General features: G+C 27.7%; 26 protein-coding genes. 20 read left to right on the top strand and 6 right to left on the bottom strand.

Annotated elements, in window-relative coordinates:
- The first annotated feature begins 4 nt into the window (after positions 1-4).
- Positions 5-301 (top strand): hypothetical protein, encoded by a 297-nt coding sequence (locus BT997_RS10750; protein WP_072681901.1) that lies wholly within the window; start codon positions 5-7, stop codon positions 299-301.
- Here the strand turns inward: BT997_RS10750 and BT997_RS10745 are convergent.
- Positions 290-1,432, bottom strand: a complete 1,143-nt coding sequence (locus tag BT997_RS10745; protein WP_072681900.1) for an MFS transporter — start codon at positions 1,430-1,432, stop codon at positions 290-292. The genes BT997_RS10750 and BT997_RS10745 overlap by 12 nt on opposite strands.
- Positions 1,433-1,575: 143 nt before the next feature.
- Here BT997_RS10745 and hypB point away from each other — a divergent pair, with 143 nt between their 5' ends.
- The 19 genes from hypB (at position 1,576) to BT997_RS10655 (ending at position 18,813) form a co-directional block, all read left to right on the top strand.
- Positions 1,576-2,376, top strand: a complete 801-nt coding sequence (gene hypB / locus BT997_RS10740) for a hydrogenase nickel incorporation protein HypB (RefSeq protein ID WP_072681899.1) — start codon at positions 1,576-1,578, stop codon at positions 2,374-2,376.
- 4 nt (positions 2,377-2,380) lie between these two features.
- Positions 2,381-2,665: a HypC/HybG/HupF family hydrogenase formation chaperone gene (locus tag BT997_RS10735; protein ID WP_072681898.1), complete on the top strand. Its 285-nt coding sequence runs from the start codon at positions 2,381-2,383 to the stop codon at positions 2,663-2,665.
- 2 nt (positions 2,666-2,667) lie between these two features.
- Positions 2,668-3,813 carry a hydrogenase formation protein HypD gene (gene hypD, locus BT997_RS10730; protein ID WP_072681897.1) on the top strand — a complete coding sequence of 382 codons (1,146 nt, stop codon included), beginning with the start codon at positions 2,668-2,670 and terminating at the stop codon, positions 3,811-3,813.
- 157 nt (positions 3,814-3,970) lie between these two features.
- Entirely contained in the window at positions 3,971-4,960 is a 990-nt protein-coding gene (gene hypE / locus BT997_RS10725) for a hydrogenase expression/formation protein HypE (RefSeq protein ID WP_072681896.1), read from the top strand.
- Between the two features lie 10 nt (positions 4,961-4,970).
- Positions 4,971-6,614 (top strand): enoyl-CoA hydratase-related protein, encoded by a 1,644-nt coding sequence (locus BT997_RS10720; RefSeq protein WP_072681895.1) that lies wholly within the window; start codon positions 4,971-4,973, stop codon positions 6,612-6,614.
- Position 6,615: 1 nt separating this feature from the next.
- Entirely contained in the window at positions 6,616-6,957 is a 342-nt protein-coding gene (gene hypA / locus BT997_RS10715; RefSeq protein WP_072681894.1) for a hydrogenase maturation nickel metallochaperone HypA, read from the top strand.
- 94 nt (positions 6,958-7,051) lie between these two features.
- A complete protein-coding gene (locus BT997_RS10710) occupies positions 7,052-8,959 on the top strand; it encodes a diguanylate cyclase (RefSeq protein WP_072681893.1) in 1,908 nt (635 codons plus the stop codon).
- Between the two features lie 117 nt (positions 8,960-9,076).
- Positions 9,077-10,192: an ABC transporter substrate-binding protein gene (locus BT997_RS10705; RefSeq protein WP_072681892.1), complete on the top strand. Its 1,116-nt coding sequence runs from the start codon at positions 9,077-9,079 to the stop codon at positions 10,190-10,192.
- 117 nt (positions 10,193-10,309) lie between these two features.
- The gene (locus tag BT997_RS10700) at positions 10,310-11,206 is read left to right on the top strand and encodes a branched-chain amino acid ABC transporter permease (RefSeq protein ID WP_072681891.1); all 897 of its coding nucleotides are present in this window, start codon (positions 10,310-10,312) and stop codon (positions 11,204-11,206) included.
- A 2-nt stretch (positions 11,207-11,208) separates the two neighbouring features.
- Positions 11,209-12,249: a branched-chain amino acid ABC transporter permease gene (locus BT997_RS10695; protein WP_072681890.1), complete on the top strand. Its 1,041-nt coding sequence runs from the start codon at positions 11,209-11,211 to the stop codon at positions 12,247-12,249.
- Positions 12,246-13,013: an ABC transporter ATP-binding protein gene (locus BT997_RS10690; RefSeq protein ID WP_072681889.1), complete on the top strand. Its 768-nt coding sequence runs from the start codon at positions 12,246-12,248 to the stop codon at positions 13,011-13,013. The genes BT997_RS10695 and BT997_RS10690 overlap by 4 nt, the downstream gene beginning before the upstream one ends.
- Positions 13,006-13,701 (top strand): ABC transporter ATP-binding protein, encoded by a 696-nt coding sequence (locus BT997_RS10685; protein ID WP_072681888.1) that lies wholly within the window; start codon positions 13,006-13,008, stop codon positions 13,699-13,701. The genes BT997_RS10690 and BT997_RS10685 overlap by 8 nt, the downstream gene beginning before the upstream one ends.
- 6 nt (positions 13,702-13,707) lie before the next feature.
- Positions 13,708-14,343 carry a MarC family protein gene (locus BT997_RS10680; protein WP_072681887.1) on the top strand — a complete coding sequence of 212 codons (636 nt, stop codon included), beginning with the start codon at positions 13,708-13,710 and terminating at the stop codon, positions 14,341-14,343.
- Between the two features lie 74 nt (positions 14,344-14,417).
- On the top strand, positions 14,418-14,822 hold the full coding sequence (locus tag BT997_RS10675; protein ID WP_072681886.1) for a hypothetical protein: 405 nt from the start codon (positions 14,418-14,420) through the stop codon (positions 14,820-14,822).
- A 40-nt stretch (positions 14,823-14,862) separates the two neighbouring features.
- A complete protein-coding gene (locus BT997_RS10670) occupies positions 14,863-15,084 on the top strand; it encodes a hypothetical protein (protein WP_258239474.1) in 222 nt (73 codons plus the stop codon).
- A complete protein-coding gene (locus BT997_RS15365) occupies positions 15,074-15,283 on the top strand; it encodes a hypothetical protein (protein ID WP_083568690.1) in 210 nt (69 codons plus the stop codon). Before BT997_RS10670 ends, BT997_RS15365 begins: the two co-directional genes overlap by 11 nt.
- Before the next feature lie 7 nt (positions 15,284-15,290).
- The gene (locus BT997_RS10665) at positions 15,291-15,722 is read left to right on the top strand and encodes a type II secretion system protein (RefSeq protein ID WP_083568688.1); all 432 of its coding nucleotides are present in this window, start codon (positions 15,291-15,293) and stop codon (positions 15,720-15,722) included.
- On the top strand, positions 15,719-17,572 hold the full coding sequence (locus BT997_RS10660; RefSeq protein WP_072681885.1) for a primosomal protein N': 1,854 nt from the start codon (positions 15,719-15,721) through the stop codon (positions 17,570-17,572). Before BT997_RS10665 ends, BT997_RS10660 begins: the two co-directional genes overlap by 4 nt.
- 53 nt (positions 17,573-17,625) lie before the next feature.
- On the top strand, positions 17,626-18,813 hold the full coding sequence (locus BT997_RS10655; RefSeq protein WP_072681884.1) for a tetrahydrodipicolinate N-succinyltransferase N-terminal domain-containing protein: 1,188 nt from the start codon (positions 17,626-17,628) through the stop codon (positions 18,811-18,813).
- A 70-nt stretch (positions 18,814-18,883) separates the two neighbouring features.
- Here the strand turns inward: BT997_RS10655 and BT997_RS10650 are convergent, their stop codons facing one another.
- The 5 genes from BT997_RS10650 to trmB all read right to left on the bottom strand — a co-directional run bounded on the left by BT997_RS10650 (position 18,884) and on the right by trmB (position 25,029).
- A complete protein-coding gene (locus BT997_RS10650) occupies positions 18,884-20,728 on the bottom strand; it encodes a GGDEF domain-containing protein (RefSeq protein ID WP_072681883.1) in 1,845 nt (614 codons plus the stop codon).
- A 331-nt stretch (positions 20,729-21,059) separates the two neighbouring features.
- The gene (locus BT997_RS10645) at positions 21,060-22,376 is read right to left on the bottom strand and encodes a murein hydrolase activator EnvC (protein ID WP_072681882.1); all 1,317 of its coding nucleotides are present in this window, start codon (positions 22,374-22,376) and stop codon (positions 21,060-21,062) included.
- A complete protein-coding gene (locus tag BT997_RS10640) occupies positions 22,369-23,187 on the bottom strand; it encodes a cell division protein FtsX (protein ID WP_072681881.1) in 819 nt (272 codons plus the stop codon). Before BT997_RS10640 ends, BT997_RS10645 begins: the two co-directional genes overlap by 8 nt.
- Entirely contained in the window at positions 23,174-23,836 is a 663-nt protein-coding gene (locus BT997_RS10635; RefSeq protein ID WP_072681880.1) for a cell division ATP-binding protein FtsE, read from the bottom strand. Before BT997_RS10635 ends, BT997_RS10640 begins: the two co-directional genes overlap by 14 nt.
- Positions 23,836-25,029, bottom strand: a complete 1,194-nt coding sequence (trmB, locus tag BT997_RS10630) for a tRNA (guanosine(46)-N7)-methyltransferase TrmB (RefSeq protein ID WP_072681879.1) — start codon at positions 25,027-25,029, stop codon at positions 23,836-23,838. Before trmB ends, BT997_RS10635 begins: the two co-directional genes overlap by 1 nt.
- Positions 25,030-25,032 lie beyond the last annotated feature (3 nt).

Raw genomic sequence — 25,032 nt, 5'->3', positions numbered from 1 at the left:
TTTTATGTTTTATATTGTAGTTTTATTATTTGTAGTATATTTTGTGTTAACTTTAGCTTCTATAGTTGCAGTATTGCAAGAAGAAGTTTTTTATTCTAAAAAAGAGAAGATTAAAAAGATATTTTTTATCCTATTCGTTCCTTTTCTTGCTTCAATAATAGAATTGATAATATTAAAAAAATATTCTAAATACGAAAAAGAAATTTATAAAGATGATATAGACCAAAATACTAGAATTTATGATTTCTTAGATGAATATACAACAGAAGTTCCTATTTCTTCAAATGATTCAGCTTCTTAATTTTAATTTTAATATAGAGAATAGAGTTATAACTATAAGTGAAATACCAATAAGTAAAAAGAAATTTTGTACTCCTAATTTATCTACAAAAGGATGAAAAACTATAGGTGAAGAAAACTGGCCTAAGAATAATGAACTAGTAAAATAACCAGAAGTTTTAACTCTTCTTTTTAAGGTAGTTCGACTTAACATCCATGCAGTAAGATTTGTCATCATAATTCCACCACCAAAACCTAAAAATGGAGTAATGAAGTAGAACAAATATAAGTTATGATTTAATCCAATTCCTGAAAATCCAATTGCAATAATGATTAAAGCTATTAGAAAAATTGTAGGAAATGAAAACTTTGTTTTCAATTTTGAAAAAGTTATTGCACCAAAAGCATTTGCTAAAAATGCAATTGCAATAATAGAACCTGCAAATTTTCCACTTGCTCCAAAATCTTCTATAAGTAAAAATGGAATTTGAGTAGGTAATATAAAAAATATTAGCATATAAAAAAATGCAAGAAAATAGATAAAAAACATTTTTGGATTGATTTGTGTTTCTTCTTCTTGGATCGTATCTATCTTAAACTCTTTTATTTGAGTCATTACTAAAGGTAAAAGAATAAAACCTATTAAATAAATACCAAAAGAGTATCTCCAGTTAATGTCTGATAAAAAACCACCACCTACGACAAATACCATACCTCCTGTTGCTATGAAAGCACTTTGATATCCCATGAATTTGTGTCTAGCTTCTTCTTTGAAATAATCTCCAACTAATGAAGTAGAAACTATCATAAGTACAGCTACACAAATACCAAATAAAGCCCTTGAGATAAGTAAAGATTCAATACTTTGTAAAAATAGACCAGAACTTCCACTTAGAGTAAAAATAGTAAGTGCTATTGTTGCACTTCTTTTTTTTCCATACTTAAATATTAGATGTCCAAGAACAGGAGCTAAAAGTGCAATAACTAAAGAGGGTAAAGTAAGCATCAGTCTTGAATAAAACTCTATATTGTTTATATAACTGAAATCTTCTTTTAAATGTGGTAATGCTGTAACAATAGCCACATTTGACATCATAGTTGTCATTGATAATAAAAGTAGAGTAAAAATTGTTAGCTTTGTTATATTATTCATTTGCGAATTATAGTTAAATAATTCTTTCTTTTTATCTATAGTTCTAAAAATACATAAGTGTTTAGCAGTATCAGTTTAATTTTAACTAGCTTCCATTAAACTAAGAAAAAAAATGAATATATATTCACTAAAAGGAAATATAAATGTGCCAAGATTGCGGATGTAGTATAACAGACCACCATCATCACGACCATGACCATTCACATGATCATTCTCATGACCATGGACACTCTCACGATAGTCATAGCCACCAAGCAGCTCATGAGACTTTAGCCCATAATCCACAGCTAAATGATAGTAAAACAATTTCAGTTATCAAAAAGATTTTAGATAAAAATGACCATGAAGCAGGTCATAATAGAGCTCATTTTGATAATCATAAAGTATTAGGTATCAACCTTATGTCAAGTCCTGGAAGTGGAAAAACTACTTTACTTGAACATATGAATGATTTATGTGATTTTAATTATGGTGTTGTTGAAGGTGATTTAGAAACAAACCGAGATGCTGATAGATTAAAAGCAAAAGGAATTAAAGCTGTACAGATACAAACTGGTTCAGCCTGTCATTTAGATGCATTTATGGTTCATAAAGGTTTACATGATATGCCATTAGCTGATTTAGATGTATGTTTTGTAGAAAATGTAGGAAACCTTGTATGTCCAGCTTCTTATGATGTAGGAACTCACTTAAATATTGTATTAGTTTCAGTACCAGAAGGTGAAGATAAGATTGCTAAATATCCAGTTATGTTTAGAGCAGCTGATTTAATTCTTATTACAAAAACTGACTTACTTCCATATTTTGATTATGATGTGGAAAAAGAGAAGATGGAAGCTAGAAAATTAAAACCAAATGTAGATATTTTAGAAGTATCAACAAAAGATGAAAAAAGCTTACAAGCAGTTGTAGACTGGATTAATTTTAAAAGAAAGATGAGATAGTAGTATGTGTTTATCAATCCCTTCAAAAGTAACTCATATAGATGAAGAAAGTAATGTTTGTACCGTTGATACTATGGGCGTAGAGAGAAAAGCATCTTTAGATTTAATTGACCAACCAGTTGTTATTGGTGATTATGTACTTATTCATATTGGTTTTGCTATGAATAAAATAGATGAAGAAGATGCTCTAGCTTCTTTAGAAGTCTATAGAGAAATTATAGAAAAAATGGAAGAAGAGGATAGGCGTCAAGCAATCCTTGAAGATGATAATTGTCCTAATAGAGGCTAGTGATGTCTGATTTACAATTAAAAGATTTATATGATGGGTTTAGAGACCCTGATACTATAAAAGCTTTCAAAAAGATTATCGATGAAGATGCAAAAAAATTAGAACATCCAATTAACATAATGGAAGTATGTGGTGGACATACTCATACTATTATGAAATATGGTATTCCTCAACTTTTGCCAGATAATATTAACTTTGTACATGGTCCTGGTTGTCCAGTATGTATCATGCCTAAAGAGAGAATTGACCATGCATATGTTTTAAGTATGCAAGAAGATGTAATACTTGTAACACTTGGAGATATGATAAAAGTTCCAGGTTCAAATGGAAGTTTACAAGATGCAAGAAGTAAAGGTGCAGATGTAAGGTTTGTATATTCACCTTTAGATTGTTTAAAAATTGCAAATGAAAATAAAGATAAAAAGATAGTTTTCTTTGCTATTGGATTTGAAACAACTACTCCTATGACTGCTGCTCTAATGGACACAGTTATTAAACAAGACATCAAAAATATATATTTTCATATAAATCATGTAACAGTTCCAGAAGTAATGAGAGAACTAATAGATAGTAGAGATGAACATGTAGATTCTTATAATCATCAAATAGATGCTTTCTTAGGACCTTCTCATGTTAGTGTTATAAGTGGTAGTAAGATTTATGAAGAGTTTCCAAGAGATTATAAAAAGCCAGTAGTGGTTGCTGGATTTGAACCTGTTGATGTAATGCAATCAATCTCTATGATAGTAAAACAGTTTATTGAAAATAGATGTGAGTTAGAAATAGAGTATAAAAGACTTGTATCATATGACGGAAATAAAAAAGCTCAAGATTTAATCAATATATACTTTGAGAAGATAAGCCTTTTTAAATGGAGAGGTTTAGGAAATATAAAAGATTCTGGGCTTAAATTAAGAGATGAATATGCTAAATATGATGCAGAAGTTATATATAAAGATATTTTACCAATAGCCCAAATAGAAGATCATAAGCTTTGTATTTGTGGAGATATCTTAAGAGGAATGGCAAGTCCTCCTGAATGTACTATCTTTGGAACAGCATGTAAACCAAGTACTCCTATTGGTTCATGTATGGTATCAAGTGAAGGTGCGTGTGCGGCATACTACAAGTATGGAAACTTGTTATAAAGCATCAGCTTTTTGCAAAACTCTGCGTTGAAAGTAAAAATTTAGATACTCACTTACTTCAAGTAAGCTCCTACCTAAATTTTTACTTCCGCCTTGATTTTTACAAAAATCTAACGCTTTAGAACAAGTTTGATAATTAAAGGGAATAAGAAATAATATGAAAACAATTACACTAGCCCATGGAAACGGTGGTCAAGAAAACAACGAACTTATTTCAAAAGTTTTTTATAAAGCTTTTAAAAATGATATCTTAGAGAAAAGTGAAGATGCAGCGGTTATTCATAATGGTGAGCTAGCATTTTCTACTGATTCTTTTACAGTTAGTCCTCTATTTTTTGCGGGAGCAGATATAGGTAAACTGGCAGTTTGTGGAACTTGTAATGATTTAGCAATGATGGGAGCACAACCAAAATATCTTACGTGTTCTGTAATCATAGAAGAGGGTTTTGATACAAAAAGTCTAGAAAAGATTGTAAGAAGCATGAAAAAAGAGCTTGAAGTAAATGGTGCAATTGTAGTAAGTGGTGATACAAAGGTTGTACCAAAAGGTAGTGTAGATAAGATTTTTATAAATACAACTGGAGTTGGAGAAATACAAAAAAAAGGTATTTCTTCAAATAGTATTACTAGTGAAGATATGATTTTAGTAAGTAGGGATATTGGAGCTCATGGTGCAACTATTTTTGCTGCACGTGAAGGTATTGATATGAATACTTCTTTACAAAGTGATTGTGCTTCACTATATCCTCAAGTAAAAGCTTTAATTGATGCAGATATTAAAATAACTGCATTAAGAGATGCAACTAGAGGTGGAGTTTCTGCTGTATTAAATGAGTGGGCTAAACAATCAGATATTTGTGTCGAAGTTGATGAAGATAAAATTCCAGTATCTGATGAGGTAAATGGTATTTGTGAATTACTTGGATTTGAAGCAATGGCTTTAGCAAATGAAGGGACATTTGTATTAGCAATTGCAAAAGAAGATGCCCAAAAAGCACTAGATATTTTAAAACAAACAAATGAAACAGCAAGTATAATTGGAAGTGTAACAGATCAGTATGTAGGAAGAGTTGTTCTAAATTCTGCTTGGGGAACTAAAAGATTTTTAGAATTACCAACTGGTGAATTACTTCCTAGAATCTGTTAGAAAATAGCTTATGAAAATATTACTTCTAATTTCTTCATTTAACTCACTTTCTCAAAGAGTATATTGTGAGTTAAAAGAACTAAACCATGAAGTAAGTATCTGTCTTGGAAATGAAAAAAACTTAATAGAAGATATAAATGATATAAACCCTGATATAATTTTCTGTCCATTTTTAAAAGAGTATCTAACTCATGATATTTATGAAACATATCCTACTTTTATACTTCATCCTGGAATCATAGGAGATAGAGGACATCAATCTTTAGACCATGCTATAAATGAAGAAAAAGAGCAGTGGGGTGTAGTGATTTTAAAAGCAAATGAAGAATTAGATGGTGGTGATATTTATGCTTCAAGCCAATTTAAAATGAGAATTACAAGTAAAGGTTCTATTTATAGAAATGAAGTTTGTGATGCTACTTCAAATGCTTTAAAAGATTTACTTAATAATCTTCAAGATTCAAATTTTAAACCAATTCCTCAAATACAAAATGATATCCATGAAACATTAACTCAAAAGAAAAGAAAAATTGATTGGGGAAAAGATACAACTGATGTAATAATTAAAAAAATTAATATGAGTGATTCTTATCCAGGAGTAAAAGAAAACTTACTTGGAATTGATTGCTTTTTATATGGAGTTTGTAAAGAAGATACCTTTAAGGGCAAAAGCAAAGAGATATTAGCAAAAAGAGATGGTGCAATTTGTATAGCTACAAGTGATGGCGCAATTTGGGTAAGTCATTTAAAAAAAGAAGGTAGTTTTAAACTTCCAGCTACTTATGTATTAAAAGATAAAATTAAAGGTATAAAAGAGCATAGAATACCTCTTTTTTTAGAAGATTCAAAAAATACTTTTCATGAAATATATGTTGAAAAAAAAGATGATATTGCATATTTACATTTTGATTTTCATAATGGTGCTATGAATTCTGAACAAGCAATACGTTTAAAGTATGCAGTAGAGTATTTAAAAGAAGAGTGTAAAGTTTTAGTTTTAATGGGTGGTGAAGAGTTTTTCTCAAATGGAATTCATCTTAATATTTTAGAAGATAGTAAAAAACAAGGTGAAGATGGTTGGAGTAATATCAATGCTATGAATGATGTTGTCAAATCAATTTTATTTGCAGAAGATATTATAACTGTTGCCTCTTTTTCTAAAAATGCTGGAGCTGGTGGAGTTTTTTTAGGTCTTGTCTGTGATTATTGTATTGCTAGAGATGGAATTGTTTTAAATCCTCATTATCAAACTATGGGTTTAAGTGGTAGTGAGTACCATACTTTCTCTTTTTATAAAAGAGTTGAAAAGAATATTGCAGATGAAATTCTTTTTAAATGTATTCCTGTTGGAAATGCAAAAGCTAAAAAAATAGGAATGATTGATGAAGTTTATCCAAGTATTAATTATCAAGAGAACTTAGAGATTTTCTGTAAAAATTTAATTAGTGATGAAAATAAATATGAAGACTTTATAGATGAGAAAAAAGATTTTATATTTGATAATGAAGAAAAAATAGAAAAATTAAAAGAGAAAGAACTTCAAAGAATGTATCCAGAGTTTTGGGATAAGAATAGTTCTTTCCACTATTTACGAAATGAATTTATTTATAAAAAAGAACATAAAGATAGTTTAAAAAGATTAAAGGAATTATAAAATGCATGAATATAGTATTGTTCAGTCTTTATTAGAGAGTTGTGAAGAACATGCAAGAACTAATGAATCAACAAAAGTTGTTAAAGTTATTGTAAAAATTGGAGTATTATCTGGAGTAGAACCAGATTTATTACAAACTGCTTTTGATACTTTTAAAGAAAAAACTGTCTGTGATGGTGCAGAATTTATAATAAATCATCAAAAGGTTGTCATATCTTGTTTAGCATGTGATGAAGAATCAACATTAGAAAAAAATGAGTTTTCATGTCCAAAATGTCAATCCAATCAAGTAAAAGTTATAGATGGTGAAGATATGTATTTAATGTCCCTTGAAATGGAATAATCTTAAACTGTAAAACTAATTAGTATTATTAATCCCTATTGTTGATATTTTCTTGTTATAATAATATGTTAAAACCTTATATAAAGGTGTTGTTGTGGATAAAATAATACTAGAAAAACTAATTTATAAGAATTATTTAAAAACAGCATTAACTTCAATATTATTTATCGAAATTACATTAATCGTAATATATTTCAATGTAAATAATAGTATGGTTAATAAAAGTGTAGACTTTATCTTAAATGATATAAAGAAAAGTCTCTCTACCATAGTTCAAAATGCAACTTTTGAGATTGAACACAAATTTAATGATATTGAAAACTTAACTTATATTTTACAAAATGAACATCAAAACTTTTTTAAGCATTATAAAGAAATTACTTTAGAAAAGAAACCAAATTTTGATTATGCAAAAAATGGGATGTATTATAAAAGCATAGATAATGGTGGTTCTTCTGTTGTAGTCTCAAAAAATACAGCTATAACTAATGATATTCAAAAGAAATTAATAAATAGTGAAGTTTTTGATAATACATTTAAATCAATAGTTGATGGTCATGATATGGTTATTGCTGCATACTTTAATTCTCATGATAACTTTAATAGATATTATCCTTATCTACCAAATGCATATAATATTTTTCCTGCAGATTTAACAATGAAAAACTATAATTTTTATTATAAAGCAAATGCTCTAAATAATCCAGAAAAGAAGATGGTATGGACAGATGTATATTTAGATCCAGCAGGTCAAGGTTGGATGCTAAGTGCAATTGCGCCTATTTATAATAAAGGTTTTCTTGAAGGAGTTACTGGTATTGATGTTACTGTTGAAATGATAATAAATAAATTTTTAAATTTTAAACTACCTTATAATGGAAAATCATTTTTAATTGATGATAAAGGTAATCTAATTGCAATGCCAAAAGAGATTGCTAGTATATTTAAGATCAAAGATTTGGATAGATATATTTATAACTCTGATGAAAAAATTACAAAAACAGTTTACAAAAAAAGTGATTATAGTATTTTAGAATATGAAAATAAAGATGTTGTTAAAACTATTAGAAATGTAATAAATGACTTACCACATTCTAATGATTTGATAATAGGAGATAATAAATATTTACTTTTTACCGAAAAAATAGAAAGAACTTCTTGGTATGTAATTTCAATGATTAATGAAAAAGAGATTATTTCAGAAGTAAGAGCCTTAGAAAATCATTATGTAAATCTAGGTTATGTGATTATTGCTTCTATTATAACTTTTTATTTACTATTTTTTATATATTTATATACTAAAGCAAAACAGTTTGTTCGAATTATAAATGAACCTCTTTCTAAAATCATTTCTTTGACAAAAAACCTAGGTTTGAAAAAGGATATAAGTAAACTTGAAGAGTGTGGAATAGTAGAAATAGATATATTAAATGAAAATTTTAATAACTTGGCATTAGAGTTAGATGAAAGAACAAAAAAATTAGTTAAATCAGAAACTCAAAGAGTGTTTAATGAAAAATTGGCAAATACTGATTCTTTGACAGGGGTTTACAATAGAAGATTTTTGGAAGATTTTTCAGAGAAATATATGAAAATTGTTAGAAGAGAAGAAGATAAGCTTTCTATGTTATTAATTGACATTGATGATTTTAAAATAAAAAATGACACTTATGGACATAATACTGGGGATTTGATTATTAAAAAATTAGTAAGTATTATAAAAAATATTATTAGAGATGATGATTTGATAATCAGATATGGTGGAGATGAATTTATAGTACTTTTACCTAGTACAAATATAAATAATGCAAGAAAAGTTGGAAAAAAATTGGTTTCATATTTAAATGAGGTCAATCAATTAGAATCAAAAGAACTATTTTTTACTATTACTATAGGTACTTCAGAATATGAAAGTAGTGATAGAAATATTGAAGATATAATACATAGAGCTGATAAATCCTTATATAAAGCAAAAGATCTTGGTAAAAATTGTGTAGTTTAGTTTCAATATGCATTTTTCATGGCATAAAACTATAATTTATATATAATTTTTTGAACATTTATAAAAACTTTTTGGAAAAATATGCTAACCTTTTGTATAAAAATTTAAGGAGTTTAAATGAAGAAAGTGATTAGTTTAGCAGTTGCATCTGCTCTAACTTGTGGGATGGCTTTTGCAAAAGAGATTAAAATAGGTGCAGTTATGCCTATGTCTGGTCCTTTAGCAGCATATGGTCAAGTTTGTAACTTAGGTTTAGAATTAGCAAATAAATTACAACCTAAATTAAAAAATGGTGATACAGTTAAAATTGTATTAGTTGATAACAAAGGTGATAAGGTTGAGACTGCAACTGCAACTACAAGATTAATTTCTTCAGATAAAGTTGTTGCAATTTTAGGTGCATTAACTTCAACAAATACAGCGCAAACAATTGCTATTGCTGATAAGAAAAAAGTTCCAGTTATTGCTTCTGTTGCTACAAATGATAAATTAACAGCAAAAAGAACATTTGCAAATAGAGTTTGTTTTACTGATAGTTTCCAAGGTGAAGTTGTTGCAAACTATGCAAAAGAGCAAGGTTATAAAACTGCTGTAGTTGTTGTGGATCAAGCACAAGTTTATTCTTTAGGTTTAGCAAAAGCATTCCAAAAAGCATTTAAAGCTAATGGTGGAAAAATTGTTAAAAAAATTAAAGTTACTTCAGGAGATAAAGATTTTAAAGCAGTTGTTTCTCAAATTAAAAACTTAAACCCTGATTTTATGTTTTTACCATTATATCATCCAGAAGCTTCTATGATTTCAAGACAATCTAAACAATTAGGTTTAGTAAAACCTATGTTTTCTGGTGATGGTGTTGCAAATCAAACATTTATTGACTTAGGTGGGGAATCTGTTGAAGGTTATATGTTTACTGACTTCTTTGATTCAACAAACCCTCCATCAAAAACTTCTGCTGATTTCGTAGCATTCCATGAAAAAGAGACTGGAAACAAAGAAATGAATTCTTTTACTGCATTGGGAGCAGATACTTATAATGTTTTAATTGATGCAATGAATAGATGTGAAGACCCAACTGATTCAATTTGTATTAATGAGCAAATCAAAATGACTAAAGATTTTGATGGTGTATCTGGAAAAATTTCTATTAATAAAGAAGGTAACGCAACAAGATCTGCTGTTATCAAAGAAATTAGAAATGGAAAAGCTGGCTTTAAAGCGACGGTTAATCCTTAATTATTTTACTTTTAAAGCCTAGCATTTTTTGCTAGGCTTTTTTTTTGCAATACGAAAAGTAATTACAAGTTATTTTTTTTATTGTAAAAGTTACTTACGAAAAAATTTGGAGAATTGATGGATATATTAACGTTTATGCAGCAGATGGTAAACGGTTTTAGTTTGGGTAGTATGTACGCCCTTATTGCGATTGGTTATACTATGGTATATGGGGTGTTGAGATTAATCAACTTTGCACATGGTGATATTATGATGGTTGGTGCCTTTTTAGGTTATACATTTATGGCAGTTTTTGATTTACCTTTTTCAGTTACAGTGATGTTATCAGTTACTATTTCTGCACTACTTGGTATGTTTATGGATAAAATTGCTTATAAACCTTTAAGAGAAGCTCCAAAAATTTCTTTATTGATTACTGCTATTGGTATATCTTTCTTTTTAGAAAATGCATTTACGGTATTTTTAGGAGGAGTTCCAAGAGCTTTCCCTGTTCCTGCATATATGGAAAATATTTTTAATGTAGCAGGTGTTACTTTTTCTGTATCTTCAATAATGGTTCCAATTGTTACATTAGTATTGTTGTTAGGTATTTTATATGTTCTTTATAGAACTAAATATGGTATGGCAATTAGAGCACTTTCTTTTGATATTAAAACAGTAAACCTTATGGGGATTGACGCAAATACTATTATTGCCCTAGTATTTGGACTTGGTTCTGGACTTGCTGCTGTGGGTGGTATCTTTTGGGCTGTAAATTATCCTTCTGTTGAACCTATGATGGGAGTACTTGTTGGACTTAAAGCCTTTGCTGCTGCCGTTGTTGGTGGAATTGGTTCAGTAACAGGTGCAGTACTTGGTGGTTTTATTATTGGGTTTACTGAAGTTGTTGTTATTGCATTTTGGCCTGAGATGGGTGGTTATAAAGATGCTTTTGCATTTATTTTTTTAATTTTTGTATTATTATTTAAACCTACAGGAATTATGGGTGAAGATTTAGAAAAGAGTAGGTTCTAAAGATGATTGAAGATAAAATATTTACAAAAGATAGAATTATAAATTTATCTTTGATTGTATTAGCTATTTGGTTTACATGGTTTGCACAAGCTACTTTTGATGAATATACTATAAGAATTATAAATAATGTTGCTATTTTCATTATTCTTGCAGTTTCTTACAACTTAATTAATGGTGTTACTGGTCAGTTTTCACTTGAGCCTAATGGGTTTGTTGCAATAGGTGCATATGTTACGGCTATTTTAATTGTTGATGCTGATACAATGCTTTATCAATATGATATTGAAGATCCATCTGCGTGGGTTCTTGCAATGCAAGCAGATTTTGCTTGGGCTTTATTAATTGCTGGTGTTTTTTCAGCTTTAGTTGCATTAGCATTATCTTTTCCTGTATTTAGAGTTAGAGGAGATTATTTAGCAATTGTTACTTTAGGTTTTGGTTTTATTATCAAAATTTTAGCTATTAATAATCCACAAATTACAAATGGTTCTTTAGGTATTAATGATATTCCAGAGTTTTCAAATCTTTATTGGACAGGTGGTGTCGCAATCTTTACAGTTCTTGCTATTTTAAATATTATTTATTCTAAATATGGAAGAGCTATGAAAGCAGTAAGAGATGATGAAGATGCAGCTACTGCAATGGGTGTTAATACATTCAAAATCAAAACTTATGCATTTACAACTTCAGCATTCTTTGAAGGAGTAGGTGGGGGATTACTTGCTGCTTTATTAACATCAATTTCTCCAGACTTATTTACATTCTTCTTAACCTTCCAACTATTAATTATCATCGTTCTTGGTGGTCTAGGATCTACAACAGGAGCAATTTTAGGTACAGTATTTGTTATGGCAGGACTAGAAATGATGAGATTCTTAGATGAGCCTATGAATATTTTTGGATTTGAAACAGAAGCCTTACCAGGGATGAGAATGGTTGTATTCTCACTAATTTTAATTGTTGTAATGTTATTTGCAAGAGAAGGGTTAACAGGTAAGAAAGAGTTAAAAGATTTCTTTAAAAAGAAAAGGGCTAAGAAATGATATTAGAAGTATGTAATGTAACTAAGAAATTTGGTGGAGTAACTGCTATTAATGATACATCATTTCATGTAAATTCAAAAGAGATTTATGGTCTTATTGGTCCTAATGGAGCCGGTAAGACTACAATGTTTAATATTATTACTGGAAATTATGAACCAACAGAGGGCTCTATTAAATTCCATGGACAAACAATTAATGGTATAAAACCTCATAAAATTGTTCATAGAGGTATTGCAAGAACATTCCAGAATATTAGACTTTTTGAATCAATGACAGTATTAGACAATGTTTTAATTGGCTTTGATTATCAAGCAACATATACATATTTAGAAGCAGTATTTAGACTTCCTAGATTTTTTAAAGAAGAAAAAAGAGTAAGAGCTAGAGCTTTTGAGATTATGGGAGTTTTAGGAATAGCTGAATATGCTGATGAATTAGCAACTTCATTATCTTATGGACAGCAAAGAAAAGTAGAGATTGCAAGAGCCTTGGCAGCAAATCCTCAACTTTTACTTTTAGATGAGCCAGCTGCAGGTATGAATCCACAAGAAACTCATGAATTAGCAGAACTTTTCTTTAAGATTAGAGATGAGTTTGATGTAACAATTTTACTTATTGAACATGATATGAAATTTGTAAATAAATTATGTGATAGAGTTATGGTTTTAGATTATGGAAAAACAATCTTTGAAGGTGATATTAAAGATGCAATTAAAGATGAAGAAGTTATAAAAGCTTACCTTGGAGATTTTAAACATGCTTAAAATTAGAAATTTAGAAGTATATTATGGATTAATTAAAGCTGTAAAAGGCGTAAATATTGATGTTGAAGAAGGTCAAATAGTATCTTTAATTGGATCAAATGGAGCAGGAAAGACTTCAACTTTACAATCAATTGTAAATGATGTTAAAAAAACTGGTGATATTCATTTTAAAGATAAAACAATTTCAAAACTTAAAACACATAATATTATTCAAGAAGGTATCTCTTTAGTTCCTGAAGGTAGAAGAGTATTTCAAAACTTAACAATTGAAGAAAACATGAGAATGGGTGCTTTTAATAATGGCGAAAAATATGAAGAACTACAAGAAAGAATGTTTAAACTTTTCCCTAGACTTATTGCAAAAAAAGGACAACTTGGTGGTACTATGAGTGGAGGTGAGCAACAAATGCTTGCAATTGCTAGAGCACTTATGAGTTCTCCAAAACTTCTAATGCTTGATGAACCTTCTTTAGGACTTGCTCCTAAAATTGTTGGTGAACTTTTTGAAATTATTACAAAGCTTAGAGAAGAGGGTATTACAATTTTACTTGTAGAACAAAATGCCTTTGCTGCACTTGAAATCTCTGATTATGCATATGTTTTAGAAAATGGAGAAATTGCTTTGGAAGATAAAGCTTCTAACTTAATAGACTCTGATGAAATAAGAAAAAAATATTTAGGCGGGTAATTTATTTTGCTTCCTTTAGAAGAATACATAAAAGTATTTTTAGGGGTCCTTGCTATTATGGGGCCCTTTTCTGCACTACCTATTTTTGTAAATTTAACCTCAAATAAAAGTAAACTTGAAAAAAACCAATTAGCAAAGAATTCTTCTTTGTATGCACTTGTTATTGCACTTTGTTCAGTATGGATAGGAAATGCAATTCTAGATTTTTTTAATATTTCAATTGCTGCTTTTAGAGTTGCAGGAGGTATTCTTCTTTTAACTTTAGCAATAAATATGATAAATGCAAAAATTCCAGGAGCTAAACAAACTCCTGAAGAACTAGAAGAGGCTAAGGTATCTACAAAAGACTTAGCTATGATTCCTTTAGCTATTCCTCTTATTATGGGTCCTGGTGCTATTTCTACTGTTATAGTTTTTTCTCATTATGCTTCAGGTATTGGACATTTGTTGATGATGAGTTTAATAGTAATAGTACTGATTTTAAATATATATATTTTTTTAAAAGCAGCTGCATATTTTTCTGAAAAACTTGGACTTATAGGTATAAATGTAATTTCAAGAATAATGGGACTTATTCTTGCAGCTATTGCTGTTGAGTTTATGGCTAGTGGATTAATAAAGTTATTTCCCGGTTGGGCATAGTTTATTTATAAATGATTAACTTTTTTACATTATAATTCCTTTTATAAATACATACAAATATATATAGGAATAATATGCTTTTAATGAAACTACAACCAAGGGAGAAATTCTCTTTTTTACAGCTTGCACACTATTTAGCTAGAATTGATAATGAATATGGAGAAAAAGAGCAAGAGATTATTTTAGAATACTGTGCTGAAATGGGTATTGAAAATGATGATGCTTTTGAGAATGACGGATTTTCACTTTCTGAAACTTTAAAAGATTTTAAATCTAAAAAGAGTAAAAAGATTGTTATTTTAGAATTAATGATATTAATACACGCAGATGATAAATTTGATTTAAAAGAGAGAACATTAATAAATCAAATCAATGATGCTTTTGCTTTTTCTAATAAAGATATGGACTTTTATTCTCAATGGGGAAAGGCTGTAGCAGCACTTTATCAACAAGGAAAACTCTTTATTGATGATAAATAATTATTTAAATTAAAAAATTAAATAATATTACTAGGTTAAATTGGGTAGAATAGTAGCCATGGAAATCATTGAAAAGTTAAATACAAAAATTGAAAAATTAATACGTGAATATGAACTCATAAAAAAAGAGAATGAAAATTTACGCCAAGACTTAGATGATTTAAAAAATACAAATGATGAATTAGAAAGAAATAATCAAGATATGCTTTTAAAAATAGATAGTAGCTTAACTTTACTAGAGGCACAAAGACGTGGAAAATAAATTGACGTTTCACATAAATAATATGGCCTATACCATTAATGTAGAGGAGTCTTTAAAAAAAGAGATGACTCGTTATCTTCCCACTGATAAAAATGTTGATACAAAAGAGTTACTTGCTGCATTTATAAGAATCTCACAAGAGTTTACACAATTTAAAGAAGACTTAGAAATAATCTCAGATAAAATTCCTAAAATATAACGATATTATGAAAAGTGCATTTTCTTTGTTTGAGCTAATTGTAGTTTTAGTTATTCTTTCAATTTTAACAAGTTTTATTGTTTCAAAAGTAAATAATTCTATTGACTCTTCTCTAAAAACAAAAGTTAAATCGGAAATAGCTTTAATAAGAAATTCTATAGCAAAATATAAAACAAAAAAAATATTACTAGGAAATGACGCAGTAGTTATTTTGGATAATGCTCAAATAAATAGTAATAAAAGTTTACTTTTTAAAGATATTTTAAATTTTCCTTTAGTTTCAACTTCTATGAATCATAAAGTTATAGGTAGTTGGATTAAAAAAACATCTTCAGAGTATATTGTTTATTTAAATAGTAGTACTTTTTTGGAGTTTAAATTTGAAAATGATTCTTTTATTTGTAAAAGTGATATAAAACTTTGTAAAGAGTATGAATGAAATATTATTACGAAGTCTCTTTATTAAAATCCCCTTTAAATCCTTTAACATATGAATATGATGCAAAAATTGATATAGGTTCTAAAGTATTTGTAAAACTTAGAAATAGAAAGAAACTTTCAGATGCAGTTATTATAAAAGAGGTTGAAAAACCAGATTTTAAATGTGTAAAAATCGATGAAATAAGTAGTTTTTATTTTGATAATAAAATGCTAGAACTAGCCACTTTTATATCCCAATACTATGTTTGTTCTTTTGGGGAAGCTATAGGTACCTTTATTCCTTATAATAAAGAGATAATAGAAAATACAGATGAAGTTGAGTTTCAGTCAGAAATTAAATTATCATCTGAACAAAATAAAGCATATGATTTTTTAGAAGAGAAAAAACAGGCTTTACTTTTTGCTAACACAGGTAGTGGTAAGACAGAAATTTATATTAAAACAATAGAAAAAATATTAAATAGTGGTGGCAGTGCAATTTTATTGATGCCAGAAATATCTTTAACCCCTCAAATGCAAAAAAGATTAGAAAAAGTATTTTCAACTTCAGTTGCTATTTGGCATTCTAAGGTAACTAAAAAGAAGAAAGAAGAGATTTTAGAGGGAATATACAGTGGAAGAATAAAACTCGTTGCAGGGGCTAGATCTGCTCTTTTCCTTCCTTTAAAGAATTTAGAACTTATAGTTGTAGATGAAGAGCATGATGAATCGTATAAAAGTGATAGTAAACCAAGATATCATGCAAAAGATTTAAGTCTTTATATTGCGAAAAAATATAATATTAGACTAATTTTAGGAAGTGCAACGGCTTCTATATCTTCTTTTCAAAAACTTCCATATTATAGATTAAATGAAACTTTTTTTGATACAACTAAAAAAATAGTTTTTGATGATTCATCACAAGATTTATCTTCAAAAGTTTTGAATAAAATAAGAGAAGTTTTAAATAATAATGCACAAGTAATTATATTTCTACCAACGCGTGCAAATTTCAAATACCAAATTTGTACTAGTTGTGGTAAGTCAGTTCAATGTCCTTACTGTTCAGTTTCGATGAGTTTACATAAAAATGATAGAGCTTTGAAGTGTCACTATTGTGGCTGGACTACAAAAATACCCGAATTTTGTCCTTCTTGTAATACAGGAATTATCCATAATCTAAGAGTAGGTACAGCTGAAATTGAAACACAATTAAATGAATTATTCCCCCAAAAGAATATAAAAAGATTTGATAGGGATGAAATTAAAACAGATGCTAAATTAAAAAGTGTTTTAAATGATTTTAATAAAAATAAGATTGATATACTTGTTGGAACACAGATGCTTTCAAAAGGACATGATTATCATAATGTAAAACTTGCAGTTGTTTTAGGTATTGATTCAATTTTAAATATGAACTCTTATAAAGCTAGAGAACGGGCTTTGTCTCTTTTAATACAAATTGCTGGACGAAGTGGTAGAAAAGGTGAAGGTGAAGTTATTATTCAAACCCAAAATGAAGAGTTCTTTGATTACTATTTAAAACAGAGTGACTATGAAGAGTTTTTAGAAGGTGAATTGATTTTTAGAGAAGATACTTCTTATCCTCCTTTTTTAAAGATGGCAAAAATAATATTTGCTCATACAAATGGTTTAAAAGTAAAAGATGAAATGGACAAATATCTTAATATCCTAAGACAAAATAACCATATAGAAGTAGTTGGTTTTGGACAAAGTGGTATATTTAAAATGGCAAATAGATATAGATATGAGATAATTATTCGTTCAAATAATATAAAGCAGATGTTAGTTGCACTTCATAGTATTGATTCAACTATGGTTACAATTGATATGGATACTACATATTAATTACATTTTTAATAAATTTAGAGTATAATCCCGAAAAAATTTAAGGAAGAGTAATGGCTTTTACAAAAGATGATTTTAAAAAATTAGTTGAAGATATCCAAGGTCAATCTTGGTATAGAAATCCAATTGGATTTGGTATTGCAAGAGTAGATAGAGGACAATTAAACGCTGATAAAATTTTACAAGCGACATTTCCTGTAGTAAACTGGAATGAAAACAATGGTAGTGCAGCAGTATTTTTAAATGCTTTAAAAGAAGCTGGTGTTGAAGTTGATACTTCTAAATCAGAATTAGTTTGTGAAGTTAGTGATAAGTTTTTAACTTCTGCTATTGAGTCATTTAGACCGTATATTCCAGAAGCAAAAGGTGACGAACATAGAAATGTTCAAGTTATTTCTCAATTAGCATCTTTACCAATTGATTCAGGTTTTACAGCTGATGATTATAAAGTTGTTTTTATTTTTGAAGATACAAATGCACAATCAACAGAATCTGCTTATTTAAAATTATATGCACTTTCTACTGGTAAAGCTGCATTAAGATCTTTAAATCTTGATGGTGTATTTGGAAAGTTACATAATTGTGCATGGATTGGAAATGAGCCTCTAGAGTTAGATTGGTTAAGAGAGAATGAAATTTCATTAAAATTAACTGGTAGATATCCTGATATTACTTTTGTTGATAAGTTCCCAAGATTCTTATCTCATGTAATTCCTGCTGATAATACAAGAATCTTAGAAACTTCTAAAGTTAGATTTGGTGCTCAATTAGCAGCTGGTACAACTGTAATGCCTGGTGCTTCTTATATTAACTTCAATGCTGGAACTGAAGGTGTTGTTATGGTTGAAGGTAGAATTTCTTCTTCTGCTGTAGTTGGTGCTGGTTCTGATGTTGGTGGAGGAGCTTCAATTCTTGGTGTTCTTTCTGGTACTGATGGGGTTCCTGTTTCAATTGGTGCAAATACATTATTAGGTGCTAACTCTTGTACAGGTACTGCTATTGGTGATTCTTGTATCTTAGATGCTGGTGTAACAATTTTACCAGGAACTAAAATTACACTTTCTGAAAAAGCTGTAGCAGCTATTAAAGAGATTAATCCGGATAAAGAAATTAAAACATCTATGAAAGGTGTAGAATTCCAAGGTGTAAATGGTGTTCACTTTAGAGTTAATTCTTCAACTGGTCAAACAATTGCAATGAGATCAACTAGAGAAGTTAAATTAAACGCTGACTTACACTAGTTATTAGTTATTAAGTTAATAAAAAAGGGTAACAAGTGAAAACTTGTTACCCTTTTTTTATGTATAAATATTAAAATAAATCTACGCTTGAAACTTGCTCTTCTTTAAACCTAATTACTTTATCTCTACCACTGTTTTTTGCTTCATAAAGAGCTATATCAGCATTTTTAATAACTGAATCAAAAAGGTTAGAATCAGTAGGAAACATTGATAATCCAAGACTTACTGTCTTTTTAAGTTTATTACCTGCATAAACATCTATTTCATTTTCTCTTACATTTTTACCAATTTTATTTGCAACAGCTAATGCATCTTCTTCTGTTTTAACACCTACTAAAAGAATAATAAATTCTTCTCCACCATATCTTATAATAATATCTGACTCTCTTACTGTTTCAGTTAAAATTCTTGCAAGCTCTTTTAATACTTTATCTCCAATATCATGCCCATATTCATCATTAACAGCTTTAAAATGATCCATATCCAACATTAATACACCAATATTAATTTCTTCTCGAAGTGCTTGAGGAATAAGTTTTTTAGAATTTTCTTCTAAGAATTTTCTATTATAAAGACCAGTTAATCCATCTCTAAATGCAGATTCTTTTAATTTATTCATAAGCAATTTAACTTCAAGTGCTGGTGCAGCTTCAGTTAAATAACTTTTTATAAATACTGTTTTGTCTTTTAATTTTTCAAGTTCTTCACTTGTATCACAAACAAAATTTATAATAAGATATAAATTTTTTGCAATATCTAGATTTATACAGTAGTAAAATTTTTCAGAATTATCAAAAAATGGACAGCTATTATGGTAGTCAATTGACATAACATCATTTTTTGTTCTAGCTGCTCTACATAATTCAGGAGTCTCTTTCATTGTTTTTTCACAATAAAAAGAATTACCAATATCTTGAACTTTTTCCATTTTATGTGTTAGCATATTTATTTCGATAAATGTAAAGTTTTTTACATTAAACTTATTAATAAAAACTTGTGCTAATCTTGAATATATCTCTTCTTTAGAATCATCTAATTCGACTTGTTTTTTAAATTGATATAAGTTTGATAAATTGTTAATAATATCTTTTGATTCACTAAGAGGATTACGATTTTTATTTGTAGTTTTGTATCCAATAAATCCTTGTAATTTTTTATCAATATCTCCTGAAGTTTCTTCAAATGTCATCATAAGATTATTATAGTCTTCAGTAACATGAAGCATCTCTATAGATAAACCAGATGGAGGATTAATCTTTTTAAATTTTCCAGTAGAAGCTTGATGCATACTCTTTTTAAATATGCTAAAAAGTGAAAGGTAAGGGTTTAAAACTTTTCTACTAAAAATTATAAAAAATATTATAGTAACTAAAATCAATCCAGTGATGATATAAAGAGATTCAATTCCAATTTCTTTTAAAGTACTAATATCAAGTACTAATGAAACAGCACCAAGTGTAGTGCCTTGTTGGACTTGATGACATTTTAAACAATCTATTCCTTTATCTGGGACAGCGTTATAAGGAATACTCACACGAACTAATGTCTTAGTGATACTTTCATCTATTTCATATTGAAGTTCACCTGTTTTAATTACTTTTTCGTCAATTCTATCTCTTGGGATATTATATGAGTCTCTTTTTGTTTGTTTATTTAAAAGTTCATTTCTAACTAGCCAAAGTTTTTCTACATTTTTCATATTTGAAACAGATTGAATAAAAGTATCTACTTCATGCATATTTCCATTCATCATATGGCTTGTTAGTCCACTTTTAATTACTTCTGAAATTGATTCTGCATTATGAATAGCTGATTTAATACCTGATGTTCTTAAATTGTATAAACTTAGTAGAGTAATAGATATAGAAAGTATTATCAACATAATAATTGAATTAAATATAATATTTCTTTTCATAGATTTAAACCTTAAATAATTTATTAGTTTATAGGAATTAAGCTTAATTTTATATATATAATTCGATAAAAATATGAAGTTATTTATTATAAAATAATAAAATCACTATGATTACTTTCTTCTTTTTATATAATATATTTAAATAATAAAATAGCATAACTATATTTAATAATAGAAAAAACTACGAAGTTAACAATGTTTAATTAAATCTAATTAAGTTTTCTATTAAAAGACATTTTTTGTAAAAATAATTATATAAGATAAAATTTAAATAATATAAAAATTATTCTTTGTCTATAACAGTAGTTTTAATAGTGTTATTAATATAAAACTAGATTCTAAATAGGTCTTTTGGATTTATATGTGCTTCATTTTTTGTAGCTTGAAAGGTTAGAGTATTATTTACTCGTCCTACTACATATCCTTTTTTTATCCATCTTCCAACTTTTAGTGATGGAGAGATTTTATCTAGATGTGAATAAATAGTATGCAGGCCATTTTTATGCTGAATGATTACAACATTTTCAAGCATACCAGCGTCTTTTTTTGCATATACAATTTTGCCATTAAAAATTGATTTTACTTTTGCTTCTGATCTTTTTGTTTTAAGAACCATAGATTCGTTGAATAGTTCTATTTTATAAACAGGGTCAAAGTATTTACCAAATTTTTTAACTACTTTAAAAGAATCAAGTGGAGCAATTGTTTTCTTACCTCTGTACCTTGAGATTTTAACTCCAGAAGTTGAAGAACCTAACATTCTAACATCTATATCAAGATTTTTTGCATATTTACTATTTCTAGTATCACTAACACTATAGGTTTCTTTTTTACTTTTTGATTTACTCTTTTTTGAGCTCTTCTGTTTTTTTCTTTTTTGAGCAGCAAGTTTTTTTGCTTTTGCAATTCTTGCACGTTTTTGTTTTTCTAATTCTTCTTTCTTTAAAATATTAAGTTTCCCCAAAAGTTGTTTTAGTGAATTTTGTTTTTTTATACTACTTTTTAATTCTTCTTGGTAGTCTTTATGTTTTTTTTCTAAAGATACAAGTGATTTTGAATATTTCTTTTTTAATAAATTTAATATCTTTTTTTTCTTTTTTCTTTTTTCAATATATTGGCTGATATTTTTTATTTTATTTTTGTTCTGTTTTTTTGTTTGAGTTAAAAGTTCATAATTATTGTTTAATTTAAGAATTTCATCTTTAGAACTTTGTGAAAGGATAGTATATATTTCAGAATCAATTAATTCATCTAGACTACTTTCACTGGCAAGTTTTAATGCAATTGAAGAAGAAAAGTCATCAATAATAACTTTAACAATCTGTTTTTCATTATCTTTTTTTTCTTTTATAAGTGTTTTTGAGCTTTTTTGTAAATCTTTTAATCTATTTTTAGCTTCTTTTAATTGGACTTCATGTTTTTGTATATCATTATTTATAATTTTAATATTATTCTCTAGTTTTGTAAGTTCTTTATTTTGATTAGTAATTTGACGTGCTAAAATTTTTACTTGTAAATCTTTTTTCTTTTGTACTGAGGCATTACTTTTAAGTATTTTTTCATTGTTTTCTATTTTCTTATCAATACTTTTAGTTGAAGCAATTAAGAATGAAAAAGTTAAAAATATTAAAAAAAGATATCTAGTCATGTTTCATTTTATATTTTAACAATACACCAAGAATAGTTAGGATTGAAATACCAAAAGATAAGAGAAAAACTTTTATTAATGAGTTTTCTACTGTTAAAGATATTTTTACAATATCTTCTAAATCATTAGGTAATAAGACACTTATATTATCAACTAAATATATAAATATTCCAGAAACAATCATAAAAGAAATTAGTGAACTAAAAATAGCATATTTTAAAATTGTTGATGAACTATATAATATAGATGCACCATGTAGTTTTAAAATTGTAATTTTTTCATGATGTTCATAAAACCAAATTCTTATTTGTTTTGAAATTATTATAATTGCAAAGATTGTAATTATTGTAAATAGTATAAAACTTATTTGACTTAGTAGTAGGAGTAAGAGATAAACACTATTATGATTTTTTGAAAAGATTTCTACTTTTCTAATATTTTTATTTTGATATAAAGTATTTTTTATAGTTTCTAACTCGGAAGTAGTTGGAAAAACTTCAAGTTTTATTTTATAAAAATGAGGAAGTTTTCTTTTTAATAAATCAATTGATGATTTTGATAAATTTGATTTAATATTAGTAATTATATTGTCTTTTTCTAAAGTTATAATTCTTTCAACTCTTATATCTGCAAGAGATGATATATCTTCTTTTATTAAAGGTGTATTTGTAATTATAACAATAGAATAATCATCTGCTATTTTTACTTTATAGTTTTCTAAAATATTTGATGAGAAAATATATATTATAAATGATATTAACATTGCTGTTAATGGAACTATAAAAGCAAATGTATTTTTAAGAAACTTCATAAATAATCCCATCTTCAATAGATAATTGTCTAAATCTTATTCCAAAGTTTTTAGGAACTCTATGCGTAACAACAACTACTGTTATTCCTAGTTGTTCATTTGCACCTTTTAGTAAATTCCAAACTACATCAGCAGAATAGTCATCTAAGTTACCTGTTGGTTCATCTGCAATTATAATTTTTGGATTGTGAGCAAGAGCACGTGCTACTGCAACTCTTTGTTGTTCTCCTCCACTTAGTTCATTTGGATAGTATCCTTGTCTATGTGATAGTTTAACGTGGCTTAAAAGCTTTATTGCTTGCTCTTTTGAAATATCATGTGAATATCCATTGATTTTTAAAGGAATCATGATATTCTCTTCAATAGTCCACTCTTTGATTAGTTTATAATCTTGAAAGATAATACCAATATCTTTTCTAAGTCGTCTTAGTGGTTTTCCATTTATTCCAAAAACCTCTTGTCCTGCAATATTTAGATTACCATGCTTTAAAGGAATTTCTCCATAAAATGATTTTAATAGTGTTGATTTTCCACTACCGCTTGTTCCACCAATAAATATAAATTCTTTTTCTTTAATTGAAAAATTACCTTTTTTAATAATGTATTTGTTTTCATCATACGAAAGATATATATTTTTGGCTTCTATCATTATTTTAGCATCTCTTTTAATTTGTTATGGGCTTTCATATTTGCACTTGTTGGCAATGGTAAGTCTTGAAAATATCTTGCTTTTTTCTCTTCTATTAAAATATATTTACTAAGAGGTCTATCAAAACTTCCAAATGTTATTTGAATAAGTCCAGAATTTTTTTTCTCTTCTATTGTAAATAAATCTTCAATATGGATAAAGTAGTCATCTTTTACCACAGCTTTTGTACTAAGAGTTTCGATGATTTTATCATATTCAATATCTTCATCAAATGAAAAGTTATAATCTAGATTGATATCTTCATCTTCTTGATTACAAGATAAGATTACATCATAGATATTTTTTCCTTGTTTTTTCCATCTATCTTCATATTTACTTGATATTGGAAGGTCTTTATTTATATCAATTGTAATTCTTCCACTATTAAGATTTGTTAGAAGTTCTGTGCAATAATCAAAATATTTTCTACTATCAGTTCTAAGTTCTAAAGTACCTTCTAGTTTTAATACTCTTAAAGCTTCGTTTATAAAGGCATTTGAGTATACTCTTCTATGAGGTTTTTTATCCCATGGAACAGGAAAGTGTACAAATATTTTACCTACTTTATTTGAATTTATAAATTCCATAAAAAGTCTAGCATCATAGTTTACAACTAAAATATTATCTAACTCTTGAATTTTTATTTGCTTTAGAACTTGTTCTATAGATGGAGTATGAATTTCTAGACCAATAAACTGTACATCAGGATTTTCTTTAGCTTGATGAATAAGATGTCTACCACTTCCAAATCCAATTTCAATTTGAATCTCTTTGTCAGTTTTAAAGTCATTAATAAAATAATCAATATCTTTTAAATATTTTTGTGTAGGTCTAACTTTTTGGTTACTATCTTGAGTATTTGAAAAGATAATATTTGCTTCAACTTCATTTGCATAATCATTTAATGCATCTTTTACTAACTGTACAGGAGTTACTCTTGTAACTTTATCTGCTTTTAAAAGATAGTTTTCATCTTTTTCTTTAAGTGTTAATAAAAATTTTTTATTCTCTTTTTCTACACAAATTTTATATTCAGTTTTTCTTATCTTTTCTGTAAAGTTATATGATTTTGCAATGAAATCAAAACTTACGTCCTCTTTTTTTAGAGGCGTTACTAATTCTTTATTAAATTTATCAAAAACTATATGAGGCATATA

Origin of the sequence: Arcobacter sp. LA11, from assembly GCF_001895145.1 — a bacterium.
Classification (GTDB): Bacteria; Campylobacterota; Campylobacteria; order Campylobacterales; family Arcobacteraceae; genus Halarcobacter.
This window is presented reverse-complemented; position numbering and strand designations above follow the sequence as displayed.

What these genes read in the sequence shown, in the direction of transcription:
- BT997_RS10750 (WP_072681901.1), top strand. Translation starts at nt 5, where the DNA reads ATGTTTTATATTGTAGTTTTATTATTTGTAGTATATTTTGTGTTAACT.
- BT997_RS10745 (WP_072681900.1), bottom strand. Translation starts at nt 1,432, where the DNA reads ATGAATAATATAACAAAGCTAACAATTTTTACTCTACTTTTATTATCA.
- hypB (WP_072681899.1), top strand. Translation starts at nt 1,576, where the DNA reads ATGTGCCAAGATTGCGGATGTAGTATAACAGACCACCATCATCACGAC.
- BT997_RS10735 (WP_072681898.1), top strand. Translation starts at nt 2,381, where the DNA reads ATGTGTTTATCAATCCCTTCAAAAGTAACTCATATAGATGAAGAAAGT.
- hypD (WP_072681897.1), top strand. Translation starts at nt 2,668, where the DNA reads ATGTCTGATTTACAATTAAAAGATTTATATGATGGGTTTAGAGACCCT.
- hypE (WP_072681896.1), top strand. Translation starts at nt 3,971, where the DNA reads ATGAAAACAATTACACTAGCCCATGGAAACGGTGGTCAAGAAAACAAC.
- BT997_RS10720 (WP_072681895.1), top strand. Translation starts at nt 4,971, where the DNA reads ATGAAAATATTACTTCTAATTTCTTCATTTAACTCACTTTCTCAAAGA.
- hypA (WP_072681894.1), top strand. Translation starts at nt 6,616, where the DNA reads ATGCATGAATATAGTATTGTTCAGTCTTTATTAGAGAGTTGTGAAGAA.
- BT997_RS10705 (WP_072681892.1), top strand. Translation starts at nt 9,077, where the DNA reads ATGAAGAAAGTGATTAGTTTAGCAGTTGCATCTGCTCTAACTTGTGGG.
- BT997_RS10700 (WP_072681891.1), top strand. Translation starts at nt 10,310, where the DNA reads ATGGATATATTAACGTTTATGCAGCAGATGGTAAACGGTTTTAGTTTG.
- BT997_RS10695 (WP_072681890.1), top strand. Translation starts at nt 11,209, where the DNA reads ATGATTGAAGATAAAATATTTACAAAAGATAGAATTATAAATTTATCT.
- BT997_RS10690 (WP_072681889.1), top strand. Translation starts at nt 12,246, where the DNA reads ATGATATTAGAAGTATGTAATGTAACTAAGAAATTTGGTGGAGTAACT.
- BT997_RS10685 (WP_072681888.1), top strand. Translation starts at nt 13,006, where the DNA reads ATGCTTAAAATTAGAAATTTAGAAGTATATTATGGATTAATTAAAGCT.
- BT997_RS10675 (WP_072681886.1), top strand. Translation starts at nt 14,418, where the DNA reads ATGCTTTTAATGAAACTACAACCAAGGGAGAAATTCTCTTTTTTACAG.
- BT997_RS10665 (WP_083568688.1), top strand. Translation starts at nt 15,291, where the DNA reads ATGAAAAGTGCATTTTCTTTGTTTGAGCTAATTGTAGTTTTAGTTATT.
- BT997_RS10660 (WP_072681885.1), top strand. Translation starts at nt 15,719, where the DNA reads ATGAAATATTATTACGAAGTCTCTTTATTAAAATCCCCTTTAAATCCT.
- BT997_RS10655 (WP_072681884.1), top strand. Translation starts at nt 17,626, where the DNA reads ATGGCTTTTACAAAAGATGATTTTAAAAAATTAGTTGAAGATATCCAA.
- BT997_RS10650 (WP_072681883.1), bottom strand. Translation starts at nt 20,728, where the DNA reads ATGAAAAGAAATATTATATTTAATTCAATTATTATGTTGATAATACTT.
- BT997_RS10645 (WP_072681882.1), bottom strand. Translation starts at nt 22,376, where the DNA reads ATGACTAGATATCTTTTTTTAATATTTTTAACTTTTTCATTCTTAATT.
- BT997_RS10640 (WP_072681881.1), bottom strand. Translation starts at nt 23,187, where the DNA reads ATGAAGTTTCTTAAAAATACATTTGCTTTTATAGTTCCATTAACAGCA.
- BT997_RS10635 (WP_072681880.1), bottom strand. Translation starts at nt 23,836, where the DNA reads ATGATAGAAGCCAAAAATATATATCTTTCGTATGATGAAAACAAATAC.
- trmB (WP_072681879.1), bottom strand. Translation starts at nt 25,029, where the DNA reads ATGCCTCATATAGTTTTTGATAAATTTAATAAAGAATTAGTAACGCCT.